The sequence below is a fragment of the Citrobacter sp. Cpo015 genome, from assembly GCF_030333035.1.
GTDB classification, from domain to species: Bacteria; Pseudomonadota; Gammaproteobacteria; order Enterobacterales; family Enterobacteriaceae; genus Citrobacter; species Citrobacter portucalensis.
In genome coordinates this window covers 72599-96008 of the sequence record NZ_JAOWGS010000020.1, presented here as the reverse complement: position 1 = coordinate 96008, position 23410 = coordinate 72599, and the positions used below count along the sequence as shown (strand labels likewise).

Genomic DNA, 23410 nt, shown 5'->3' with positions numbered 1-23410 from the left:
ATTAATTTTTATTCCCGCTCGTCAGTCTTGCGTTCGACGAACTCTCCCGCGCAGTGCTTTCACTGTGGATTTTTGCGCCTTCGATGACAACCTGCGCTCTTTCGAGGCGCGCGTAGGGCGAGTTGCCTGTCGGCTTTTTTGCACCGCGGTTAATTCTTTTATCACCGCCACCAGTCGGGAGATTGCCGCTTCCCGATTGAGCTCCTGGCTACGGTATTCCTGCGCCTTAATGATAATAATGCCATCGCCGCTAATCAGATGATGGCTGGCGGCCAGCAGGCGTTCCTTGTAATACTCTGGCAGGCTCGAGGCCCGAATGTCAAAGCGCAAATGGATAGCCGTCGAGGTCTTGTTAACGTGCTGACCACCCGCGCCTTGTGCCCGAATCGCCGTGATTTCCAGCTCATTATCAGGGATAGAGACGTTTCGGGAGAGAACAATCATGAACGCGGCTGCCACGCGGTCAGATGAATTTCCAGATTGTTCTGAGAGTCGGACAGCCAAATAGCGCCGTCCTGAATAGTCGCCTGCAGCGCCATTGTACGACCAGCAAAATCACTCAGTTGCGCCAGCTGTTCATCATCCAGATACCACACGGTGAGATTTTTAAACTGCGCACATTTGTTCTGGTTTTGCTGCCACCAGATCTGAGCCGCACGGCTGTTGTAGGCAAACAGAGCAACCTCACCAGACTGGGTACAGGCTTTCTTGATACGGCGCTCATCCGGCAGACCCAGCTCAATCCAAAGATCGATGCCCAGATGGTCGTTACGCAGCCATGCTTCAGGCTCGTCTTCCGCACTCAGGCCACGCGTGAACTGCAGCCGTTCATCGGCATATTTAATCCAGGCCAGCAGGCGCAGCATCATGCGCTCCTGGGTTTCAGAGGGGTGACGCGCCAGCGTCAAGGCCGCGTCAAGAAACTGGTTGCGGTCAAGATCCGCTACGTTGACGACGGCTTTATAAATTGTCGCTTTAAGCGCCATGGGAGAACTCCTTTCGAATCAGGCGCACATTGTAGCGAAAACTGCGGCAAAAGGCTGCTAACTGCTCATCTATCAAGGCGCTGATATTGCTTGAATGAGTATGGTATAGTCACCTTGCTAAACAGAGTTTATCTTCGTAGGCTTAGACTTGCATCCACGGTTAAGTCAGAGTGCTGACAGGAGGGCATGTGGAAAAATATTGTGAGTTAATACGCAAGCGGTACGCGGAAATCGCCAGCGGAGACTTAGGGTATATCCCGGATGCGCTGGGTTGCGTATTGAAGGTGCTTAATGAAGTGGCGGCAGACAGCGCCCTTCCAGAGTCGGTCAGGGAAAAAGCGGCCTATGCTGCCGCGAACTTACTGGTGAGCGATTATGTCAATGAATGAAACGTATCAACCCATCAACTGCGATGATTACGACAATCTTGAACTCGCCTGCCAGCACCATTTGTTACTGACGCTGGCGTTAAAAGATGGCGAAGTTTTGCAGGCGAAAGCGAACGACCTGGTTTCACGCAAAAACGTGGAGTATCTGGTCGCAGATGTCGCAGGTGAACCCCGGGAGCTTCGCCTCGACAAAATTGCCAGCTTCAGCCACCCGCAGATCGGTACCGTGGTGGTCAGCGAATCCTGATTATTTTGGTGCCGGATGACGGTGCAAAGCACCTTATCCGGCCTACTTTCCACGCCAAACCAGACTCACGCCTTCTTCATCTTCCGCCGCTCCCTCACGCGTCACGAAAACACCCGCAGCCGCAATCAACGTTTCGCCGTAAAACAGCAGCGGTGTGGTATCTCGTCGCCAGGGCGGGATCCCCTGCTCCTGCCAGATTTTCTTTAATTTCCGTCCACCGTTACGCCCGACAATATGCAATAACCCTGGTGCTTTGAAACGAATGCTGACAGCTTCATCCGCTTGCGGCATGCGCAATTCACCCGCAGAGATTAACTGAACCGAACCCAATCCGGCAGGCAGCGCCAACGGTGTTTTCCACTCTAGCCATGGGATAACGGTTTCGCTTTGCCCATCGACTGACTTCACCCACCACAGCTGTGACTGATAACGGCGGACCTCGTACTCCCCGAGGCGAAAACAGGGTGAGGCATCTTCCCGCGCCAGCGCCACTTCCTGCCAGATACGTTCCAGTCCATCACGAGAAGGCATCGGCGCATTTAACCCCGCCAGCCAGCGACGAAGCAGCGCGGCACGACGCACGTCGCTCATCATCATTAACGGTACCAGTAGCAGTGTGCCGTGGGCTGTGATGCAATCGGCTAAATCGCTGGCCAGCAGTTCATCCAGTAAACTCTCCTGCTCAGCACACAGCGCGGCGCTGCGGGCTACGGCTTGCGCGAAGTGCGGCCAGCGCTGTTGGAGCAATGGGGTAACGCGCAATCTGAGGAAATTGCGATCGTAGGTATCATCCTGATTGCTTTCATCTTCAATCCAGCATAATTCATGCTGCCGCGCCCATGCTTCAAGCGCCTCTCGCGTTTGCGCCAGCAGCGGTCGAATCAGTTGGGTTCCGGCGAACGGTGAGTTTTCGCCCATGGCGGAAAGTCCGGCAGGGCCGCTGCCGCGCTTAAGCGCCAGCAAAAAGGTTTCACACTGGTCATCGAGATGCTGGGCGGTCATCAGCACCTCGCCCGGTAGTAAGGTCTGCGCAAATGCCTGATAGCGCGCGCGTCGTGCCTGAGCTTCGATGCCCAGGCCATCGTCCTCAAGGTGTACCCGCTCAACCACTAGCGGCACCTGCCACTGCATACATACTGACTCACAGTGCTGCACCCAACTGTCTGCATGTGGGCTTAATCCGTGATGAATATGGATTGCGCGTAAAGCGACCTCAGGATGCTGCGCTCGCCACTGCACCAGCTGATGCAGGAGTACGGTTGAGTCCAGCCCGCCGCTAAAGGCGACCAAAATCGATTGAGAATTCAGCAGTGAAGTGTTCAGCGTGAGTGTCGTCATGATGGTTACTTACAATGGCATTGCCCGGCACGTTACCGGGCTAACGCCACAATGACAAGCCTTACAGCTCGTACAGTTCGAGGGGCAATCCGTCCGGATCGTTGAAAAACGTAAAGCGTTTACCGGTAAATGGATCGATACGTATGGATTCACACTTCACGTGGTGTGCTTCCAGATGCGCGATCGACTTTTCCACATCCTCCACGCTGAACGCCAGATGACGCAAACCGCAGGCTTCCGGTCGGCTCGGACGGCAAGGTGGAAACGGGAAAGAAAAAAGCTCAATCACATACTGGCCGTTCAATGCCAGATCGCCTTTCCACGAATCTCTCTCTTCCCGATAGGCTTCGCTCATCAGTGTAAAGCCAAGCACATCGCAGTAAAATGCCTTACTTGCCGCGTAGTCCGTCGCAATAATGGCAATATGGTGAACCTGTTTTAATCCCAGCATAGCGTCATCGCCTCTTTCATTTTTCTGTCAGCACGTTACTCGTACGTCTTAGGGTCAGGCAAGTCGTTATGCCATTTTTAAGACTCTCACGCGATACACACCATCCTCGCCCAGTTTAGCGCCATGGATATCGGTTTCAAATCCCGGGTAGCGCTGCCCCACTGAACACAGCATCAGAAGAAAATCGAGGACAGCCCGGCTTTTGGCAGTGATCATTTCCCCGGGCATCAAGAGCGGCACGCCGGGAGGATAAGGCAGGATCATATTGGCGGACACGCGTCCTACCAGTTGATCAAGCGCCACGGTTTCCACCTCACCTTTGATCTGCCGCTGCCAGGCCTGGTGCGGTGTCATTTTCATTTCCGGCAAAGTATCAAATGCCCGCAGCATCAGTCCGGAGAGATCGTGCTGGCGGATCAGCTTATGGATCCCCTGTGCCAGATCCTGAATACGCATATTGCGATAGAAATCGGGATCTTCAGCATACAGATCCGGCAGCATATTTTTCACGCGTAAATTCAGATCGTACGAGCGCTTAAATTCCGTCAGGCCACGTAGCAGCCCCATCGCCCGGGTCTTATCAATGCCAATACTGAACAGGAATAACAGGTTATACGGTCCCGTTTTTTCGACGACGACGCCGCGTTCATCAAGGAATTTCGCCACCAGCGCCGCGGGGATCCCCTCTTCGCTCATATTTCCCTGTTCATCCATTCCCGGCGTCAGAATCGTGACCTTCACCGGGTCGAGGAACATGTGGTCGGCATCAGCATCAACAAATCCGTGCCAGTCTTCACCTGGCGCTACCGGCCAACATTCTGCTTCATCGACCTTTTCCGGCTGCCAGATATCAAAGAACCAGCCATCCGACTCTTCGCGCAGACGCTGCACTTCTTTACGGAAATGCAGCGCCCGTTCCACCGAACGATTGATTAACCGCTTGCCGGAATTGCCACGCAGCATTGCCGCCGCCGTTTCTATCGACGCCACAATCGGATAGCTCGGAGACGTGGAGGTGTGCATCATAAAGGCTTCGTTGAACGTGTCTTCATCATAGTCACCCTTAATGTGGATCAGCGAAGCCTGTGACAACGCCGCCAGCATCTTGTGGGTGGACTGTGTTTCAAATATCACCTTTCCCGGTATCCGTTCGCCGCTCATCCCACTTTTCCCCTGATAGATCGGATGAAAATGGGTATACGGCACCCAGGCTGAATCAAAATGGATGGAGGGCACATCCAGGGTTTGCTTGATCCAGTTGGTGTTATAAAGCAGCCCGTCATAGGTGGAGTTGGTGATCACCGCGTGTACCGGCCATTGCGCCTGAGTCGTCTCTTCTACCTTGCGTTCAATACTTGCATGGGTAAATTCCCGACGGGGTATACCGCCGAGGATCCCCAACGCGTTACGCGTAGGCTTCAACCAGATTGGCACCACATCGCTCATCATCAGCAAATGCGCCAGCGACTTATGGCAGTTGCGGTCAATCAGTAGCGTACTTCCTGCAGGCGCAGCATACATACCGACAATCTTGTTCGATGTCGAGGTGCCGTTAGTCACCATATAGCTCTGTTCGGCACCAAAAGTACGCGCGATGTACTCCTCCGCTTCAAGGTGCGGACCGGTATGATCAAGCAATGAGCCCAGTTCGGTTACGGAAATGGACACGTCGGCTTTCAGCGTATTGCCGCCAAAGAAATCATAGAACAGGCAGCCGACCGGGCTTTTCTGGTACGCCGTACCCGCCATGTGCCCGGGCGTACAGAAGGTATACTTTCCTTCCTTCACATAGGTAAACAGCGCCTTGGTGAACGGAGGCGTAATGTTATCGAGGTATTCGTTGGTGTACTGGCGAATGCGGGTGGCAATGTCTTCAGACTGACCCAGCGCATACTCAAAAAACCACAGCGCCATGCGCAGGTCGTGCGCACTGACATCCATCGTCGAATGGGTATTAATAAAGGCATAGAGCGGGAGATACTCGTTGAGCTGGTTGATGTCACTGCACAGCTCCAGGCTATATTCATCCCAGTCAAAAATGACGCCGCAAATTCGCGGGTTGTGTTCGATAAACTTCAGCAGGTCGACACTATTCTGCGGCCAGATAATCTGAAATCCCTGCTGTTGCAGCGCACGCTCAAGTTCCTTGATGGGCTCATCTTTATAAAAGACGCCATGCGGTCCCATGATGGCAATGATATTCATGCGTTCCTCCTGGAAAAACCTTAGTTAATCATAGCCTGGTCAAACCGCAGGTAAAAAAAAGGGCCACAACGTAGTGGCCCTTTTCAGAATAAATGCAGTTTACGCGTAACCGTAGCTCATCAGACGCTGGTAACGACGGTTTTTCAGATCGTCTTTGCTTAACACGTCGAGATCGGCGAGATCGGCCAGCAGCTGTGCTTTCAGGGACGCAGCCATCACTTCCGGATTGCGGTGTGCACCGCCTAACGGTTCCGGAATGATAGAGTCGATAAGCTTCAGCTCTTTCAGACGCGGGGCAACAATTCCCATCGCTTCTGCGGCCAGCGGTGCTTTGTCGGCGCTTTTCCACAGAATTGAAGCACAACCTTCCGGGGAGATAACGGAATAGGTGCTGTATTGCAGCATATTCACTTTATCGCCTACACCGATCGCCAGCGCGCCACCGGAACCACCTTCACCGATAACGGTGCAGATTACCGGTACGCTCAGACGCGACATTTCACGCAGGTTGCGCGCGATCGCTTCTGACTGACCACGCTCTTCCGCGCCCACGCCCGGGTAAGCCCCTGGGGTGTCGATGAAGGTAATGATCGGCATGTTGAAACGCTCGGCCATTTCCATCAGACGCAGCGCTTTGCGATAGCCTTCCGGCGCTGGCATGCCGAAATTACGGCGAATCTTTTCTTTGGTCTCACGGCCTTTCTGATGACCAATGATCATCACCGGACGGCCATCCAGACGCGCGATACCGCCAACAATAGCTTTATCATCCGCATAGGCACGATCGCCCGCCAGCTCATCAAATTCATCAAACGCCAGGCGGACATAATCCAGGGTGTACGGACGCTGTGGATGGCGCGCCAGTTGGGCTACCTGCCATGCGCCAAGATCGGCGAAGATTTTACGCGTCAGTTCTACGCTTTTTTCACGCAGGCGATGCACTTCTTCATCGATGTTAATATCCAGTTTCTCATCCTGACGGCTAACCGCAGTCAAAGAATCGATTTTTGCTTCCAGCTCTGCAATCGGCTGTTCAAAATCAAGGAAATTCAGACTCATAGTATTCCTGTATTAGTCAAACTCCAGTTCCACCTGCTCCGAACCAATAAGGCCACGGAGATCGTTTAGCAAACGATCGCTCGGAGAAACACGCCACGTCGCGCCAAAACGCAACCGCGCACGTGCATCCGCCCTCTGATAGTAGAGATGTACTGGAATTGTCCCCGAGCGGTGGGGTTCCAGAGACTGACGGAGTCGGTTTAAAAGCTGGTCATCAATTTGCCTGTCCGTCAGCGAGATAGCAAGCCCGCGAGCATATTTTTCCCGGGCTTCGTCAATATCCATGACTTCACGGGCCATCATTTTAAGCCCGCCGCTGAAGTCATCAAAGCTGACCTGTCCGCTGACGATAAGTATGCGGTCTTTTTCCAGCAATTGCTGGTATTTATCCAGAGCATCGGTAAACAACATAACTTCCAGACGTCCGGAACGGTCATCCAGTGTACAGATGCCGATACGATTGCCGCGCTTGGTGACCATTACCCGCGCAGCAATGACGAGCCCCGCAGCCGTGGTGACTTTACCACGTTCTGTCGGATGCATGTCTTTCAGCCTGTAGCCTCCGACATAGCGCTCAATTTCTTTTAAATACTGGTTGATGGGGTGTCCCGTCAGGTAAAGCCCCAACGTTTCACGCTCACCATCTAATACCACCTGCTCCGGCCACGGTTGGCAACTGGCATAGGATTGTTCAATTTGCTCCGGTTCTTCCGCCAGCACGCCAAACATATCGGCCTGACCGATGGCTTCGGCTTTTGCATGCTGATCGGCGGCTTTTAGCGCATCGTTGAGCGAATTCATCAACGCCGCGCGATGCGGACCAAGGCGATCAAACGCCCCAGACATAATTAGCTTTTCCAGCACCCGGCGGTTAAGTTTTTTGATATCCGTGCGTGCACAGAGATCAAACAGCTCACGGAAGTAACCGCCTTCGTTACGCGCCTCAATAATAGCTTCAATTGGTCCTTCACCCACGCCTTTTATCGCGCCGATGCCATAAACAATCTCGCCATCATCATTCACGTGAAAATGGTAAAGCCCGGAGTTGATATCCGGCGGCAGGATTTTGAGCCCCATACGCCAGCATTCATCTACCAGCCCGACCACTTTCTCAGTGTTATCCATATCGGCGGTCATTACCGCCGCCATAAACTCAGCAGGATAATGCGCCTTCAGCCACAGCGTCTGGTAAGAGACGAGCGCATAGGCTGCGGAGTGCGATTTGTTAAATCCGTAACCGGCGAATTTCTCCACCAGGTCAAAGATTTTCATCGCCAGTTCGCCGTCTACGCCGCGCTTTTTCGCCCCTTCTTCAAAGGTGCCGCGCTGCTTAGCCATCTCTTCCGGCTTTTTCTTACCCATCGCACGACGCAGCATATCCGCGCCGCCAAGGGTGTACCCGGACAACTCCTGGGCAATCTGCATAACCTGTTCCTGATACAGGATAATGCCGTAGGTCGGCTCCAGTACCGGTTTCAGACACTCATGCTGCCATTGTACGTCCGGGTAGGAAATCTCTTCGCGACCATGCTTACGGTCGATAAAGTTATCTACCATCCCCGACTGTAGCGGACCTGGGCGGAACAGAGCCACCAGTGCGATCATGTCTTCGAAGCAGTCAGGCTGCAGACGTTTGATCAGGTCTTTCATACCGCGGGATTCAAGCTGGAAGACCGCCGTGGTCTCCGAGCGTTGCAGCATATCGAAGCTTTTCTTGTCATCCAGCGGGATAGCCGCAATATCCAGCGGTGGCTCACCGTTCTTTTCACGGCGCGCGTTGATCATTTCCAGCGCCCAGTTGATGATGGTGAGCGTACGCAGGCCGAGGAAGTCGAACTTCACAAGACCGGCATATTCCACGTCGTTCTTATCAAACTGAGTAACCGGGTGCAGCCCCTGCTCATCGCAGTACAAAGGCGCAAAATCAGTAATTTTTGTCGGTGCGATAACCACACCACCGGCGTGCTTACCAGCGTTACGCGTGACGCCTTCCAGCTTACGCGCCATATCGATCAGCGCTTTAACCTCTTCATCTGCCTCATAGATTTCCGGCAGTTGGGGTTCGGCTTCAAAGGCTTTTGCCAGCGTCATGCCCGGGTCGGGCGGCACCAGTTTCGAAATACGGTCAACGAAACCGTACGGATGCCCCAGCACGCGGCCCACGTCGCGGATAACCGCTTTTGCAGCCATCGTACCAAAGGTAATAATCTGCGAAACCGCATCACGACCGTACATTTCCGCCACGTGCTCGATAACCTGGTCGCGTTTCTCCATACAGAAGTCAACGTCGAAGTCGGGCATTGAGACACGTTCCGGGTTAAGGAAACGTTCGAACAGCAGGTCAAATTCCAGCGGATCGAGATCGGTAATTTTCAGCGCATAGGCGACTAGTGAGCCAGCGCCGGAACCACGTCCCGGGCCTACCGGTACGCCGTTATCTTTCGACCACTGGATAAATTCCATAACGATCAGGAAGTAGCCAGGGAATCCCATCTGGTTGATAACTTTAAGTTCAACTTCCAGACGTTCATCGTAAGGCGGGCGCTTCTGCGTACGAACTTCAGGGTCAGGGAACAAAAATTCGAGACGTTCTTCCAGCCCTTCGCGTGATTTCGCCACGAGGAAATCCTCGGTGGTCATATCGCCGGTCGGGAACTGCGGCAGGAAGTATTCGCCCAGACGCACCGTCACGTTGCAGCGTTTGGCTATCTCGACGGTGTTTTGCAGTGCTTCCGGAATATCGGAGAACAGCTCGCACATCTCATCTTCGCTGCGCATGTACTGCTGCGGCGAATAGTTACGCGGGCGTTTCGGGTCATCAAGGGTGAACCCGTCGTGGATCGCTACGCGGATTTCATGCGCGTCGAAATCTCCGGTTTCAAGGAAGCGGACATCGTTAGTCGCCACTACCGGTAGACCACGCGTTTCGGCCAGTGCTACGGCTGCGTGCAGATAATTTTCTTCATCTTGCCTGCCGGTGCGAATCAGTTCGAGGAAATAGCAATTGGGAAAATGTTCTTCGTAAAACGCCACGCACTCGTCAACCAGTGCGCTATTGCCGCGCAGCAGGCTGCGTCCGACATCGCCCATGCGACCGCCGGAGAGCAAAATCAAACCTTCTTTTAGCTCGACCAACCAGTCCCGGTCGATAACCGGCCCTTCTGCGCCATAGCCGCGCTGATAGGCTTTCGAAATCAACAACGTCAGGTTCTGATAGCCGGTATTATTTGCGGCCAGCACGGTGAGCTGCGTGAGTTCATCGCCCAACAGCTCACTGCGGACATGAAAATCTGCGCCAACTATCGGCTTAATACCCGCACCGTGACCCGCTCCGTAAAACTTCACCAGACCACACAGGTTGGTAAAATCAGTGATCGCCAGCGCAGGCATGCCTAACGCGGCCGCCTTTTTTACCAGCGGCCCGGTTTTCGCCAGCCCATCGATCATGGAGTAGTCGCTGTGCACCCGTAGGTGGACGAAACGTGGTTCAGACATCTTCAGATTCCTTCGACACAAGAATCAGGACGAGAGTCCCAGTGCGCGTTTGACGGGGCCAAAGCTGCGGCGATGGTGCTCAGTCGCACCATGCAGTGCCAATTTTTCCAGATGAAATGCGGTTGGATAACCTTTGTGCTGTGCAAAACCATACTGTGGAAAAACCGTATCCAGCGCCGCCATTTCAGCGTCACGGGTCACTTTTGCCAGAATCGATGCGGCGCTAATCTCCGCCACGCGGCTATCACCTTTGACCACCGCCATCGACGGTACCGGTAATGCCGGGCAACGATTGCCGTCAATCAGCACGTATTCAGGCGCAATATGCAGACCCGCAACCGCACGCTGCATGGCCAGCATGGTGGCATGCAAAATGTTCAGCTCGTCGATTTCATGCGGTTCCGCCCGACCTAGGCTCCAGCTTAACGCTTTTTCTTTAATTTCATCAAACAGCGCCAGGCGACGTTTTTCTGACAGTTTTTTTGAGTCGTTAAGACCGATAATAGGGCGAGCCGGATCCAGAATGACGGCAGCAGTGACGACTGCGCCAACCAAAGGGCCGCGCCCGACTTCATCCACACCCGCCACTAAATGCGTATGCGGATACACAAATTCAATCATTGCGCTAACTCCAGGACCGCATCCGCCGCCTGCTCATCAGCATTGCAACGGATCTGCTGGTGCAGTTCACGGAATGTGTCGTGCATCGCATGGCTGGTTTTACCATTTGCCAGCAATGGCAACAGCGCTTGCGACAGCGCCTGCGGTTCACACTCTTCCTGCAACAGCTCTTTAACCAGTTCTCTTCCCGCCAGCAGGTTAGGTAGCGAAACGTAATCCGTTTTCACCAGGCGCTTCGCCAGCCAAAAGGTGAAGGGTTTCATACGGTAGCCAACCACCATCGGGCATTTTGCCAGCATACACTCCAGCGCGGCGGTACCTGAAGCCAGCAGTGCGGCATCGCTGGCCACCATTGCTTCACGTCCCATACCATTGAGCAGATGTACAGAAAGCTCCGGTGCAACTTCCGCTTTAATGCGTTCAAACTGCTCGCGACGTTTGGCATTCACCAACGGCACCACCACTTCGAGATCCGGATAATGCTGGCGTAATAGCTGCGCCGTTTTCAGAAAATCGGCGCTGAGCATCTCCACTTCTGCACCGCGGCTTCCTGGCAGTAGCGCCAGGCAGTGAGCGTCATGAGGAATGCCCAGAACATCACGTGCCGCATTTTTATCCGGGTCCAACGGCATGGCATCCGCCATGGTATGACCGATAAAGCGGCACGGGACGTTAAATTTGTCATAAAACGCTTTTTCGAAAGGCAGAAAGGCCAGCACCATGTTGGTGGATCTGCCTATTTTGAAAACGCGTTTCTGTCGCCACGCCCAGACGGACGGACTGACATAATGAATGGTTTTAATGCCCTGTTTTTTCAAGTTCCCTTCGAGGGTAATATTGAAATCAGGCGCATCAATGCCGACGAAAACATCCGGCTTTAAGTCGGTGAATCGGCGAGTGAGGTCGGCACGAATATGCAGTAAACGGCGCAGGCGTCCGAGCACTTCAACAATGCCCATGACCGCCAGCTCTTCCATTTCGTACCAGGCTTCACAACCTTCGGCCTGCATCAGCGGACCCGCCACGCCAACAAAACGCGCATTGGGAACGCGAGCCTTGAGTGCACGGATTAACCCTGCACCAAGAATATCGCCGGAGGTTTCTCCGGCGACGAGGGCAATCGTTAAAGGACGCTGTTCAGTCATTAACGAATCAGGCCACGCGTTGAGCGCTCAAAGAAGTCGCTGAAAGCCTGAACTTCGGGGTACTGTTTCGCCAGTTCCGCGATTTCTGGTTTCACTTCTTCCAGCGTTTTACCGCTACGGTACAACGCTTTGTAGGCGTTACGAATCGCGGTAATCGCTTCGCGGGTGAATCCACGACGCTTCAGACCTTCGATATTGACGCCAAACGGCGTCGCGTGGTTGCCCTGGGCGATAACGTACGGAGGCACGTCCTGGGCTACACCAGAACAGCCGCCAACCATCACATGTGCACCGATGATGCAGAACTGATGCACCGCAGTCATGCCGCCGATGATAACAAAATCATCAAGCGAAACATGTCCGGCAAGCGTGGCGTTATTCGCCAGAATACAGCGGTTGCCTACCGTACAATCATGCGCGACGTGCGCATTAATCATCAGTAAGTTATCGCTGCCCACCTTCGTCACTCCACCGCCCTGCACTGTGCCACGATGAATGGTGACGCTTTCGCGGATGCGGTTGCGATCGCCAATTTCCACACGGGTCGGTTCACCAGCATATTTAAGATCCTGGTTAACTTCACCGATGGAGGCAAACTGATAGATCTCGTTATCGCGACCAATTTTTGTATGGCCATTCACGACAACGTGAGACTTCAGTACGGTACCCTCACCAATTTCAACATGGGGTCCAACAATACAAAATGGGCCAATGTGAGCATTGGCACCAATGCTGGCGCCCTCTTCTACAATGGCGGTCGGGTGAATAAAGGCGGATTTATCAATCACGTATCAGGCCTCCCGGCTACGGGCACACATCATCGTTGCTTCGCACACAACTTTACCGTCGACCAGCGCAACCCCTTTAAAACGGGTCAGGCCACGGCGCGTTTTCTCGAAAGTCACTTCCATGATCATCTGATCGCCAGGCACGACAGGACGCTTAAAGCGTGCTTCATCAATACCCGCGAAATAATACAGTTCGCCTGGTTCCAGTTTTCCTACGCTTTTAAACGCGAGGATACCGGTAGCCTGTGCCATCGCTTCCAGAATCAATACGCCAGGGAAAATAGGTTTACCCGGGAAGTGGCCCTGAAAGAAAGGCTCGTTAACGGATACATTTTTCACTGCGCGCAGAAAACGACCTTCTTCAAAATCCAGCACGCGGTCAACCAGCAGAAACGGAAAACGGTGCGGCAGAAGTTCTAAAATCTCTTCAATATGCAGAGTATGAGTGTTAGTAGTCAAAATACTCTTCCTGTCAAAATATACTAAAAGGCAATAATAACACGGCCTGTCGCAATCGTATGAATGGGACAGGCCGAAAAGTCAGACATGCAAAAAAGGTGCTTTAGTCTTGTTGATTAACCTTGCGCTCAATCGCTTTGAGGCGCTTGCTCATATCATCAATATTCATCACCAGTGCAGCTGTTTTACGCCATACCTTGTTGGGTTGTAGCGGAATGCCTGAGGAGTAGACGCCAGGTTCAGTGATAGGACGCATCACCATACCCATGCCAGTTACCGTAACTTTGTCGCATATTTCCATATGCCCATTGATCACGCTGGCACCGCCAATCATGCAATAACGGCCAATCTTCAGGCTACCCGCCATAATGACGCCACCGGCTACCGCCGTATTGTCGCCAATCACAACGTTATGCGCAATCTGGCACTGGTTATCAATGATAACACCATTACCGATCACAGTATCGTCCAGAGCACCACGGTCAATGGTGGTACAAGCGCCGATCTCGACGCGATCGCCGATAATCACGCGACCAAGCTGGGGGATCTTCACCCAGTTACCACGATCGTTCGCGTAACCAAATCCATCAGATCCAACGACAGTGCTGGACTGGATCAGGCAATTTTCACCGATCTGGATGTCGTGGTAAATCGTCACATTCGCCCACAAGCGTGAACCTGCACCGATTTTGGTATTTTTTCCGACGAAGCAACCTGCACCGATAACCACGTTATCGCCCAGTTCTACGCCAGACTCAATGACCGCATTTGCGCCCACAGAGACATTATTACCCAGCTTCGCCGTTGCATCGATCACTGCACTGGGTGCAATGTTCTGTGCAGGCTGAGGCGTGGTATCTAAAATTTGCGCCATACGTGCATAGGTCAGGTAGGGATTCTTCACTACCAGCGCCGCACTCTTAGCAAAAGGAAGATCGTCCTGCGTCATCACAACGGCAGACGCCTGGCATACGCCTAAATGTTCACGGTATTTAGGATTCACCATGAACGTGATATTGCCAGTTTGCGCAGATTGCATGGACGCTACGCCGGTGATGACGATATCGCCATCACCGTGTAATTCTGCATCCAACTGCTCTGCTAAATCAGCCAGTCGAATTGAAGGCATTACTTATTTAACCTGTTTCAGTACGTCAGCGGTGATGTCTTTTACATCGCTGCTGTTGTATGCAACGGTGTTTGCGTCAACGACCAGATCAATGCTCTGGCTGCTGGCAACAGATTTCACAGCTGTCTGGATACGAGTAACCAGTTTGCCACGTTCTTCGTTGGAACGACGTGCACGATCCTGCTCGAAAGCCTGAGCTTTCTGAGAGAAAGTCTGGCGCTGAGCCATGACGTCTTTTTCCAGCTTGGTACGATCGCTACCTGCTTTCATTGATTGCAGACGCTGCATTTTAGATTGCAGATCGGATTCCATACGCTGCAGTTCGCTGGCACGGCCTTTGAACTCGTTTTCCAGCGTAGCAGAAACACCCGTCTTCTGTGCAACCTGTTGGAACAGGCTACCCATATTGACGATTGCAATTTTGTCAGCAGCCTGTGCGGACGTTGCCATCGCTAAACCGAGACCTGCAGCTAATAACCACTTTTTCACAATTAACTCCTTACCATCCCATTTGCACCCGAAGGTGCAGTTCTTTGCGTGGCCAGGCGATCCCATGCAAGATCGCCTAAAGTCATCGCTACACTACCACTACATTCCTTTGCGAAGAACAGTTACCAGGTTTTACCAATGTTAAACTGGAACTGTTCCGCTTTGTCTCCATCGTACTTCTTGAACGGCTGGGCGTAGGAGAAAACCAACGGCCCCAATGGGGACATCCATTGTAACGCGATACCTGCAGACATACGGATATTGCTCGGATCACCGTAATCTGGAACCCCAATAGCGCGAGTTTGATCGCTATCCTGCCAGTTAGTATCCCAAACGGTACCCATATCCCAGAAGAAGGAGGTACGGACCGAGTTAGCATACTTATCGCTGATAAACGGCGTCGGGGTAATAAATTCCAGGCTGGCTACGGCCATGGCGTTACCACCGACCGCATCGTCTGATTTACAGTACGAACCGTCTTTATTGGTACACTCTTCGTAGCTGTCAGTATCGCCGGCGTAAGCCCCAGGTTTATAGACCGCTTTCGGACCGATGGTATTAGACTGGAAACCACGCACGGTGCTGGAGCCACCCGCATAGAAGTTCTCGTAGAACGGCAACTCTTTGCTGCCTATACCGTCTCCATAACCTACCTTGGTACGACCCAGGACGACCCATTTATGATCGTCATCGATCGGCACATAGGTCGCGGTATCCAACGTCGCTTTATAGTATTCGTTGTCAGAACCCGGAATGGTGACTTTGCCGTTCAGGTTGACGCGCGTACCTTCCGTTGGGAAGTAGCCGCGGTCAAGCTTGTTATATGTCCAACCATAGTTAAAGGTGAAGTCATCCGCAGCAAAGCTGTTGGTATTGGTCTCACCCATTGACTCAAGATAACGATCCATCGCAACCTGCGGCTGCATATTGGACAGTTTGTTATGTACATAACCCAGGCCCGCACGCAACGTGTTGTATTCGTTGACCGGGAAGCCCAGCGTCACGTCTGTACCATAACTTTTGTTGGTATAGTCGGACAGGTCTGCATCATCCGCTTCAAAGTCGTTATAGAAGACGCGGCCACCAAGGCTCACACCATCAACGGTGAAGTACGGGTTAGTGACAGACAACTCAGTATAGGTCTGGTAGTCGTTTTTGGTGCCGTTAATCCCGACAGAATAACCGGTACCTAACCAGTTATCTTGCTGAACGCCAGCCTGGAAGCTCACGCCGCTCTCGGTACCATAACCGACGCCGAAGTTAAAGCTACCGGTGTTACGCTCTTTGACCTTGTAGACCACATCAACCTGATCCGGGCTGCCCGGAACACGCTGAGTATCGGTATCAACGGTTTCAAAGTAACCCAGACGGTTCAGACGCTCTTTACCCTGGTCGACCAGATCGCTGCCCAACCATGCGCCTTCCATCTGACGCATTTCGCGACGCAGAACGGAGTCTTTAGAAGTGTCGTTACCTTCAAAACGGATCTTACGCACATAGAAACGGTTACCCGCATCCACGTTTACACGCAATTTAACGGTTTTGTCAGCGTCGTTGATTTCAGGCTGCGACTGTACGCGCGGATAGGCATAGCCATAGCGACCCAGAAGCTTCTTGATGTCATCTTCCATTTTGGTCACTTTGGTGCCGTTATAGAGTTCACCTGGCTCGATCTTCGTCAGGGTCTCAATTTCGGCGGAGTGCCCGGCCAGGTTACCGCTCACCTGAACCCCAGAAAGCTTGTACTGCTCGCCTTCAGTGATGTTAACGGTGATGTAGATGCCTTTTTTATCCGGCGTCAGGCTGACCTGAGTGGAATCAATATTGAAGCGAGCATAACCGCGATCCAGATAGTAGCTACGCAGGGTTTCAAGGTCGCCCGCCAGCTTCTGTTTCTGGTATTTACGATCGCCCACCACGTTCCACCACGGCACTTCGTCACGCAACTGGAAGTGAGAGATAAGTTCGTCAGTCGAGAAGGCATGGTTGCCGACGATATTGATCTGTTGGATCTTCGCCGAAACACCTTCCTGGAAGACCAGCTTGAGGTCAACGCGGTTACGCGGCAACGGCGTCACCACCGCTTTCACACTGGCGCTGTACTTACCGACGCTATAGTAGAAATCTTCCAGGCCCTTTTCGATATCGGCAAGCGTTGTGCGATCCAGAGACTCGCCAACACGCACGCCAGACGCCTCGAGGTTTTGCTTCAGCATGTCATCTTTCACCGATTTGTTACCGGAGAAAGTGATGCTGGCAATCGTCGGACGTTCTTTTACCTGAACCAGAAGGGTATCACCATCGCGCAGGACGCGGACATCCTCAAAGTTTCCGGTGGCGAACAGAGCACGAATGGTATTACTGATGTCTTCATCATTAACCGTGTCGCCTGTGCGCACCGGCATACTGAGGAGAGCCGCACCAACGGCGACTCGCTGTAGGCCTTCGAAATGAATGTCCTTCACTACGAACCCTTCAGCACCGTATACGGTGGCGCTGCTAAACAGCAGCGACGCTATGAGCAACTTTTTCATCGCCATCGTTATTATGCGTTCTTCCTAACACTCTCTTACAACCGAGAGAAATCATTGAAAAGTGCAAGCCCCATTAACAACACCAGCAAGATAGAGCCAATGCGATAACTAAAGTCTTGAACCCGCTCGGATACCGGACCGCCCTTCAGCTTTTCAATCGCCAGGAACAGCAGATGCCCCCCGTCAAGAACGGGCAACGGAAACAGGTTGATTATCCCTAAGTTCACGCTGATAAGCGCAAGGAACATCAGGTAATAAATAATCCCGAACTCCGCTGACATCCCAGCCCCCTGGGCGATAGAAATCGGCCCACTGAGGTTGTTCAGTTTTACATCACCGGTAATCAATTTTCCCAGCATACTGACCGTCAGCTTCATCAACTGCCACGTTTTATCCGAGGCTTCGAGGATGGCGCTGAATGGCCCATACTGGCGTACAGTCTTATACTCATCAGGCAGAGGAATAACTTTAGGCACCACGCCCGCAAACCCTTCTGCCTTACCGTTAACCTGTTTTGAATCTGGGGTTAACGTTAAAGACAAGGAACTTCCTTGTCTTTCAATATCTAGCGCTAACGGCGTATCCGGATTATCGCGCACCAGCGTCACGAACGTCATCCATTGCGTCAGCGACTGACCATTGACTTTAACGATCCTGTCGCCAGCTTGCAAACCTGCCTTACTTGCAGCGGAGTTAACCTGCACTTCTGACAGTACCGGTTCAATCTGCGGACCACGCGGACGCATGCCCAAACTAGAGACAGGATCCTCTTTGTCTGGCTCAAATGCCCAATGGCGTAAATCCAGCGTTTTGTCCTGTCGCTGGTTACTGCCAAATTGCGCCACGCTGAGGGTCGTATGCTCATCGCCAATTTTGGATACCAGTTGCAATCGCACGGCATCCCAATCAGGGGTTTCGATGCCATCAACCGCTTTTAGTTCCGTACCCGGCTGAATTTGCGCCTGTGCAGCAATCGAGTTGGGTGTTATTTCACCAACAACCGGACGAACGCCAGGGACACCAATGATAAACACCAGCCAATAAGCAAAAATAGCAAAAAGGAAGTTTGCAATCGGACCCGCGGCGATAATGGCAGCACGTTGTCCAACCGTTTTATTGTTGAAGGCGTAATGGCGCAATTCCGGTGCGACCGGTTCAGCGCGCTCATCCAGCATTTTGACGTAACCGCCGAGGGGAATCATGGCGATGACGTATTCCGTACCTGATTTATCGGTACGCCGCCAAAGCGCTTTTCCAAAGCCAATGGAAAAGCGTTCGACGCGGACTCCGCAGCGCCGTGCAACCCAGAAATGACCAAATTCATGCACGGTGATAAGCACACCAAGTGCAATGATGAATGCAGCCAAATTCCAGAGAATACTCAGCATAAGACCATCCGTTAGAGCGTCCTGAACACCAGTAACAACAGGCAGGCAAAGACCGGTACCGCAGCCGTCAGGCTATCAATACGATCCAGAATACCGCCGTGTCCTGGAATTAAGTGACCACTGTCCTTAATACCTGCTTCACGCTTAAACATACTCTCGGTCAGGTCACCCAGCACGGAGGCCAGGGCTGCAACGATGGAGCAAATGAGCAAGGTGACAGGCGCAACTTCAAGATTCGCCCACATGCCATAACCCCATGAGATCACGGCCGCAGTGGCGAGTCCGCCAAAAAAACCCTGCCAGGTTTTACCAGGAGAAACCTTCGGGGCCAGCTTATGTTTGCCAAATAGCTTACCAAACATATACGCACCAGAGTCCGCTCCCCAAACGAGGATCATGACATACAGCAGCCATAGCGCGCCACTATAATGATTCTCATCATAGTGCCATGCACGTAGCGCCAGCATTCCCCAAAAGAACGGGACAATGGTTAACACGCCGAAAATTATGCGTAATGTTTTGGAATTACGCCAGACCGACGCAGACCCTGGGTAAAACAATACCAGTAACAGCGCTACGACCCACCAGCCCAGCGACGCCCACAGCGATACTTCAACCAGCGGTTGATGGATATCGCGATGGTATTCTGGCAGCAAAAATAGCATCAGTGCCAGCAATAGCCCGCACAAAACCGCCAGCCAGACTCGCTGCGTACGCGTGGTAAAACCGCTTAACTGTCCCCATTCCCAGGCGGCCAACATACAGACGACCAACGTAACAATGGCGAACCCCACCGGCGGCAGCAAAAACAGCGCCGCGATGACAACGGGTATTAAAACAAAAGCAGAAATCAGGCGATACTTCAGCAAAAGCGACCCCCATCAGGCTTTTTCATCACCGGGTTCGGTGCCGCCGAAACGACGCTCACGATTAGCAAAGGCATGCAGCGCACCTTCAAAGTCTTGTTCATCGAAATCGGGCCAGAGAACATCGGTAAAGTAAAGTTCGGCGTAGGCAATTTGCCACAACAGAAAATTACTAATTCGGTGCTCTCCCCCAGTCCTTATCACTAAATCCACAGGAGCCAGCTCATGCATACAAATTTGCTGCCCAAGCATCTCTTCATCGATTTGCTCAGGATGCAGCACACCGTCCTGCACCTGTTGTGCCAGTTGCCTGACTCCCTGGACAATATCCCACCGTCCACCGTAATTCGCTGCAATATTCAGCGTCAACCCGGTATTCTGGGCGGTAATCGCTTCTGATTTGCGAATCCGTTCTTGCAAACGTGAGTTAAATCGACTGATATCCCCGATAATACGCAGGCGTACGTTATGGCGATGCAGGTTTTTCACTTCGCTATCAAGTGCCCACACAAACAGTTCCATTAACGCGCTCACTTCCTGCGCAGGTCGGTTCCAGTTCTCACTGCTAAAGGCATACAGCGTTAACGCATCAATACCGTTATTGGCAGCAAAAGAGACAGCCCGGCGGACGGATTTTGCTCCAGCCTTATGCCCAAAGGCGCGAATCTTCCCTTGCTTTTTCGCCCAGCGGCCATTGCCATCCATGATAATTGCGACATGGCGACAACCATGTGCTGGCAAATTTTCGCTTAATGGTTTAGTTGCAGACAACATAACGCGTTATTAGTCCCTGAAAGGATTTACGGTACTCAGGAATACTGAAGCCTATCCACAAAAAAGCCGTGTCAAACCACGGCTTACCCGACCGAAAAAAAGCAAATACCCGCGATCGGGTGGCGCAGACTATATCACTGAAGCCCAACGCTAACAAATAGCACGATTCTCCGTAGAGGGATTATCATCAGCTTGAGAGTCGCATCACTTCTTTTCTGGCGACTTCCCGCGCGATGGCATCGACCTTCAACACGTCGTCAACGCTCTGTGGTTCCTGCAAATCCATCTTATCCAGTACAGATAAATTGAGATCGGCAATATCGGTAAATCGGATCTGCTGCGCCAGGAATGCGGCAACGGTAATTTCATTCGCGGCATTGAGTGCGGTCGTCGCCGCCTGACCTTGCTCAAACGCGTCCATCGCCAGTTTCAGGCACGGATAACGCTGGTAATCAGGTGCGGAAAACGTCAACGCACTGAGTTTGCAAAAGTCGACAGGCTTAACACCGGACGTCACACGTTCTGGCCATGCCATCGTATGGGCAATAGGTGTACGCATATCAGGTTCACCCAACTGCGCCAGAACACTACCATCCTGATAACGGACCATCGAATGAATAACCGACTGCGGATGAATCAGCACTTCCATCTGGCTTGCACTGGCATTAAATAACCAACGCGCTTCAATGTATTCCAGACCTTTGTTCATCATGGTGGCGGAATCGACAGAGATTTTTCGTCCCATCGACCAATTCGGATGACGGCATGCCTGATCGGGGGTCATAGAGACCAGATCGCGCAATGGCGTTTCACGGAATGGGCCACCAGACCCGGTAAGCAGAACTGACATGACGCCGTTTTGCTCAAGGTCAGCGTATCCCAGATTGTGTTGGATAGGTTGCGGTAAACTCTGAAAAATCGCGTTATGCTCGCTATCTACCGGCAAAAGCTGCGCTTTGTGGCGTTTCACGTCGTCCATAAACAGACGACCGCAGGTCACCAGAGATTCTTTATTCGCCAGCAAAATGCTTTTGCTCGCACGAATTGCCGCCAGCGTCGGCAGCAAACCCGCTGCGCCGACAATCGCCGCCATGACCTGATCAACATCATCCAGTGCAGCCATATCACAGGCAGCCTGCTGCCCGCTCATCACCTCGGTACGGCTACCCTGTGCCAAAAGAGCAGCTTTTACCTGTGCTGCGCTTTTTTCATCATCCATTACCGCATAGCGAGGCGCAAACTCCAGGCATTGCTCTACCATACGGGCAACATTTTTACCCGCCACCAACGCAGCAACACGAAATTTTTCCGGGTTATGGCGTACTACATCCAGCGTACTGCAACCAATGGAACCGGTTGATCCCAGGATGGTTAATTGCTTCATCGGACATCCAGAAGAATTTTACTCGTCATACTTCAAGTTGCATGTACGTTGGCTTTACTCGGCCTTTGGCGTCACCGCCTTCCTGCAACTTGAATTATTTAGAGTATGTAGACAGAAAAAAGCAAAACGCCGCCATCCAGCCTTCTCAGGCCTTCTAAGCGGCGTTTTTAGCGTACAGGCGAATCAGAACTGCATCAGTTCTGCTTCTTTCTCTGCCAGCGCCGCATCAACTTTCTTGATTGCTGCGTCAGTCAGTTTCTGTACGTCGTCCTGAGAACGGCGATCGTCATCTTCGCTGATCTCTTTTTCTTTCAACAACGCTTTCACTTTGTCGTTTGCATCGCGGCGTACGTTACGTACCGCAACACGCGCGCCTTCAGCTTCACCACGTACGATCTTGGTCAGATCTTTACGACGTTCTTCGGTCAGCGGCGGCAGCGGAACGCGGATGTCAGAACCCGCAGAGCTTGGATTCAGACCGAGGTCGGAAGCCATGATTGCTTTCTCAACGGCTGGACCCATAGAACGGTCAAATACGTTGATTTTCAGGGTACGGGAATCTTCAACCGTTACGCTTGCCAGCTGGCGCAGCGGAGTCGGCGTGCCGTAATATTCCACGACAATACCATCCAGCAGGCTAGGAGAAGCACGACCCGTGCGAATTTTGCTGATTTGGTTTTTGAACGCTTCGACGCATTTGTCCATGCGTACTTCAGCATCTTTTCTGATATCGTTGATCACGTTACGAATCCTTGAAAGCTTGTTTCAGTCAGACCATACCCGCCACGCAAGATGTGACAAGTATAGTCTTGATTAATTTTGAGGGACGTATCCCGCGACATTAAAGCGGAATATTACCTGCATTTAGCCGCAACGGGAATTATTCCGTGATTAACGTGCCTTCTTTTTCACCCATAACAACACGGCGCAGTGCACCTGGTTTGTTCATGTTAAAGACACGAATCGGTAATTTGTGGTCACGAGCCAGCGTGAACGCGGCAAGATCCATTACTTTCAGCTCTTTATCCAGCACTTCAGTGTAGGTCAACTGTTCGTACATAGTCGCCGTTGGATCTTTAGCCGGGTCGGCAGTAAATACGCCATCGACTTTGGTGGCTTTCAGAACCACATCCGCTTCAATTTCAATACCGCGCAGGCAGGCTGCAGAATCGGTGGTGAAGAACGGATTGCCGGTACCCGCAGACAAAATAACAACGCGGTTGTTACGCAGCAGGCTGATAGCTTCGGCCCAGCTGTAGTTATCACACACGCCGTTCAGAGGAATTGCGGACATCAAGCGAGCGTTCACATAGGCGCGGTGAAGCGCATCGCGCATCGCCAGACCGTTCATTACGGTGGCTAACATGCCCATGTGGTCGCCCACAACGCGGTTCATCCCCGCTTTCGCCAGACCAGCGCCACGGAACAGGTTACCACCACCAATCACTACGCCAACCTGAATACCCAGCTCAACCAGCTCTTTGATTTCCTGAGCCATGCGGTCGAGGATGCTTGCATCAATACCGAAGCCTTCTGAACCTTGCAGAGCTTCGCCACTTAACTTAAGCAGAATACGTTTGTAGACGGGTTTTGCATTGGTAGCCATGTTTCTTTCCTGAGACTGTCAACGAATGAGATGAGTTAATTCCGGCGACATTGTATG

22 protein-coding genes are annotated in these 23410 nt (G+C 52.4%); 2 read left to right on the top strand and 20 right to left on the bottom strand.

Features of this window, described 5'->3' with window-relative positions:
• Positions 1-21: 21 nt before the first annotated feature.
• Both arfB and OGY67_RS07040 read right to left on the bottom strand, forming a co-directional pair.
• Positions 22-444 (bottom strand): alternative ribosome rescue aminoacyl-tRNA hydrolase ArfB, encoded by a 423-nt coding sequence (gene arfB / locus OGY67_RS07045; protein ID WP_032942412.1) that lies wholly within the window; start codon positions 442-444, stop codon positions 22-24.
• A complete protein-coding gene (locus OGY67_RS07040; RefSeq protein ID WP_003018497.1) occupies positions 441-986 on the bottom strand; it encodes a YaeQ family protein in 546 nt (181 codons plus the stop codon). The genes arfB and OGY67_RS07040 overlap by 4 nt, the downstream gene beginning before the upstream one ends.
• A gap of 188 nt (positions 987-1174) precedes the next feature.
• Between OGY67_RS07040 and OGY67_RS07035 the strand changes: the two genes are divergently transcribed.
• Both OGY67_RS07035 and rof read left to right on the top strand, forming a co-directional pair.
• On the top strand, positions 1175-1375 hold the full coding sequence (locus OGY67_RS07035) for a YaeP family protein (protein WP_003018499.1): 201 nt from the start codon (positions 1175-1177) through the stop codon (positions 1373-1375).
• Positions 1362-1622: a Rho-binding antiterminator gene (gene rof, locus OGY67_RS07030; protein ID WP_286573815.1), complete on the top strand. Its 261-nt coding sequence runs from the start codon at positions 1362-1364 to the stop codon at positions 1620-1622. The genes OGY67_RS07035 and rof overlap by 14 nt, the downstream gene beginning before the upstream one ends.
• A 42-nt stretch (positions 1623-1664) precedes the next feature.
• Here rof and tilS read toward each other — a convergent pair whose 3' ends face one another.
• The 18 genes from tilS to pyrH all read right to left on the bottom strand — a co-directional run bounded on the left by tilS (position 1665) and on the right by pyrH (position 23353).
• Entirely contained in the window at positions 1665-2960 is a 1296-nt protein-coding gene (gene tilS / locus OGY67_RS07025) for a tRNA lysidine(34) synthetase TilS (protein WP_048227058.1), read from the bottom strand.
• A 61-nt stretch (positions 2961-3021) separates the two neighbouring features.
• A complete protein-coding gene (locus OGY67_RS07020) occupies positions 3022-3411 on the bottom strand; it encodes a VOC family protein (RefSeq protein ID WP_003829160.1) in 390 nt (129 codons plus the stop codon).
• Positions 3412-3477: 66 nt separating this feature from the next.
• Positions 3478-5616 (bottom strand): lysine decarboxylase LdcC, encoded by a 2139-nt coding sequence (gene ldcC, locus OGY67_RS07015; protein WP_286573814.1) that lies wholly within the window; start codon positions 5614-5616, stop codon positions 3478-3480.
• 99 nt (positions 5617-5715) lie between these two features.
• Positions 5716-6675 (bottom strand): acetyl-CoA carboxylase carboxyl transferase subunit alpha, encoded by a 960-nt coding sequence (gene accA, locus OGY67_RS07010; protein ID WP_003829164.1) that lies wholly within the window; start codon positions 6673-6675, stop codon positions 5716-5718.
• Positions 6676-6687: 12 nt separating this feature from the next.
• Positions 6688-10170: a DNA polymerase III subunit alpha gene (gene dnaE, locus OGY67_RS07005; protein WP_286573813.1), complete on the bottom strand. Its 3483-nt coding sequence runs from the start codon at positions 10168-10170 to the stop codon at positions 6688-6690.
• A 24-nt stretch (positions 10171-10194) separates the two neighbouring features.
• A complete protein-coding gene (rnhB, locus tag OGY67_RS07000; RefSeq protein ID WP_003018518.1) occupies positions 10195-10791 on the bottom strand; it encodes a ribonuclease HII in 597 nt (198 codons plus the stop codon).
• Positions 10788-11936 carry a lipid-A-disaccharide synthase gene (gene lpxB, locus OGY67_RS06995; RefSeq protein ID WP_003829168.1) on the bottom strand — a complete coding sequence of 383 codons (1149 nt, stop codon included), beginning with the start codon at positions 11934-11936 and terminating at the stop codon, positions 10788-10790. The genes rnhB and lpxB overlap by 4 nt, the downstream gene beginning before the upstream one ends.
• The gene (lpxA, locus tag OGY67_RS06990) at positions 11936-12724 is read right to left on the bottom strand and encodes an acyl-ACP--UDP-N-acetylglucosamine O-acyltransferase (RefSeq protein ID WP_003018525.1); all 789 of its coding nucleotides are present in this window, start codon (positions 12722-12724) and stop codon (positions 11936-11938) included. Before lpxA ends, lpxB begins: the two co-directional genes overlap by 1 nt.
• A gap of 3 nt (positions 12725-12727) precedes the next feature.
• A complete protein-coding gene (fabZ, locus tag OGY67_RS06985; protein ID WP_003018528.1) occupies positions 12728-13183 on the bottom strand; it encodes a 3-hydroxyacyl-ACP dehydratase FabZ in 456 nt (151 codons plus the stop codon).
• 103 nt (positions 13184-13286) lie between these two features.
• Positions 13287-14312, bottom strand: a complete 1026-nt coding sequence (gene lpxD, locus OGY67_RS06980; RefSeq protein WP_003018531.1) for a UDP-3-O-(3-hydroxymyristoyl)glucosamine N-acyltransferase — start codon at positions 14310-14312, stop codon at positions 13287-13289.
• A gap of 3 nt (positions 14313-14315) precedes the next feature.
• Entirely contained in the window at positions 14316-14801 is a 486-nt protein-coding gene (gene skp / locus OGY67_RS06975; protein ID WP_003018533.1) for a molecular chaperone Skp, read from the bottom strand.
• 122 nt (positions 14802-14923) lie between these two features.
• Positions 14924-17341 carry an outer membrane protein assembly factor BamA gene (gene bamA, locus OGY67_RS06970; protein WP_111466090.1) on the bottom strand — a complete coding sequence of 806 codons (2418 nt, stop codon included), beginning with the start codon at positions 17339-17341 and terminating at the stop codon, positions 14924-14926.
• 29 nt (positions 17342-17370) lie between these two features.
• Complete coding sequence (gene rseP, locus OGY67_RS06965) at positions 17371-18723, bottom strand: sigma E protease regulator RseP (RefSeq protein ID WP_003829173.1); 1353 nt, start codon at positions 18721-18723, stop codon at positions 17371-17373.
• Between the two features lie 11 nt (positions 18724-18734).
• Complete coding sequence (gene cdsA / locus OGY67_RS06960) at positions 18735-19592, bottom strand: phosphatidate cytidylyltransferase (protein ID WP_008786267.1); 858 nt, start codon at positions 19590-19592, stop codon at positions 18735-18737.
• Between the two features lie 12 nt (positions 19593-19604).
• Positions 19605-20363: a (2E,6E)-farnesyl-diphosphate-specific ditrans,polycis-undecaprenyl-diphosphate synthase gene (ispU, locus tag OGY67_RS06955; protein ID WP_008786266.1), complete on the bottom strand. Its 759-nt coding sequence runs from the start codon at positions 20361-20363 to the stop codon at positions 19605-19607.
• Between the two features lie 187 nt (positions 20364-20550).
• Positions 20551-21747, bottom strand: coding sequence for a 1-deoxy-D-xylulose-5-phosphate reductoisomerase (ispC, locus tag OGY67_RS06950; RefSeq protein ID WP_003829176.1), 1197 nt, complete (start codon positions 21745-21747; stop codon positions 20551-20553).
• A 183-nt stretch (positions 21748-21930) separates the two neighbouring features.
• Positions 21931-22488 carry a ribosome recycling factor gene (gene frr / locus OGY67_RS06945; protein ID WP_003018547.1) on the bottom strand — a complete coding sequence of 186 codons (558 nt, stop codon included), beginning with the start codon at positions 22486-22488 and terminating at the stop codon, positions 21931-21933.
• A gap of 139 nt (positions 22489-22627) precedes the next feature.
• Complete coding sequence (gene pyrH / locus OGY67_RS06940) at positions 22628-23353, bottom strand: UMP kinase (protein ID WP_003018549.1); 726 nt, start codon at positions 23351-23353, stop codon at positions 22628-22630.
• Between the last annotated feature and the right edge of the window lie 57 nt (positions 23354-23410).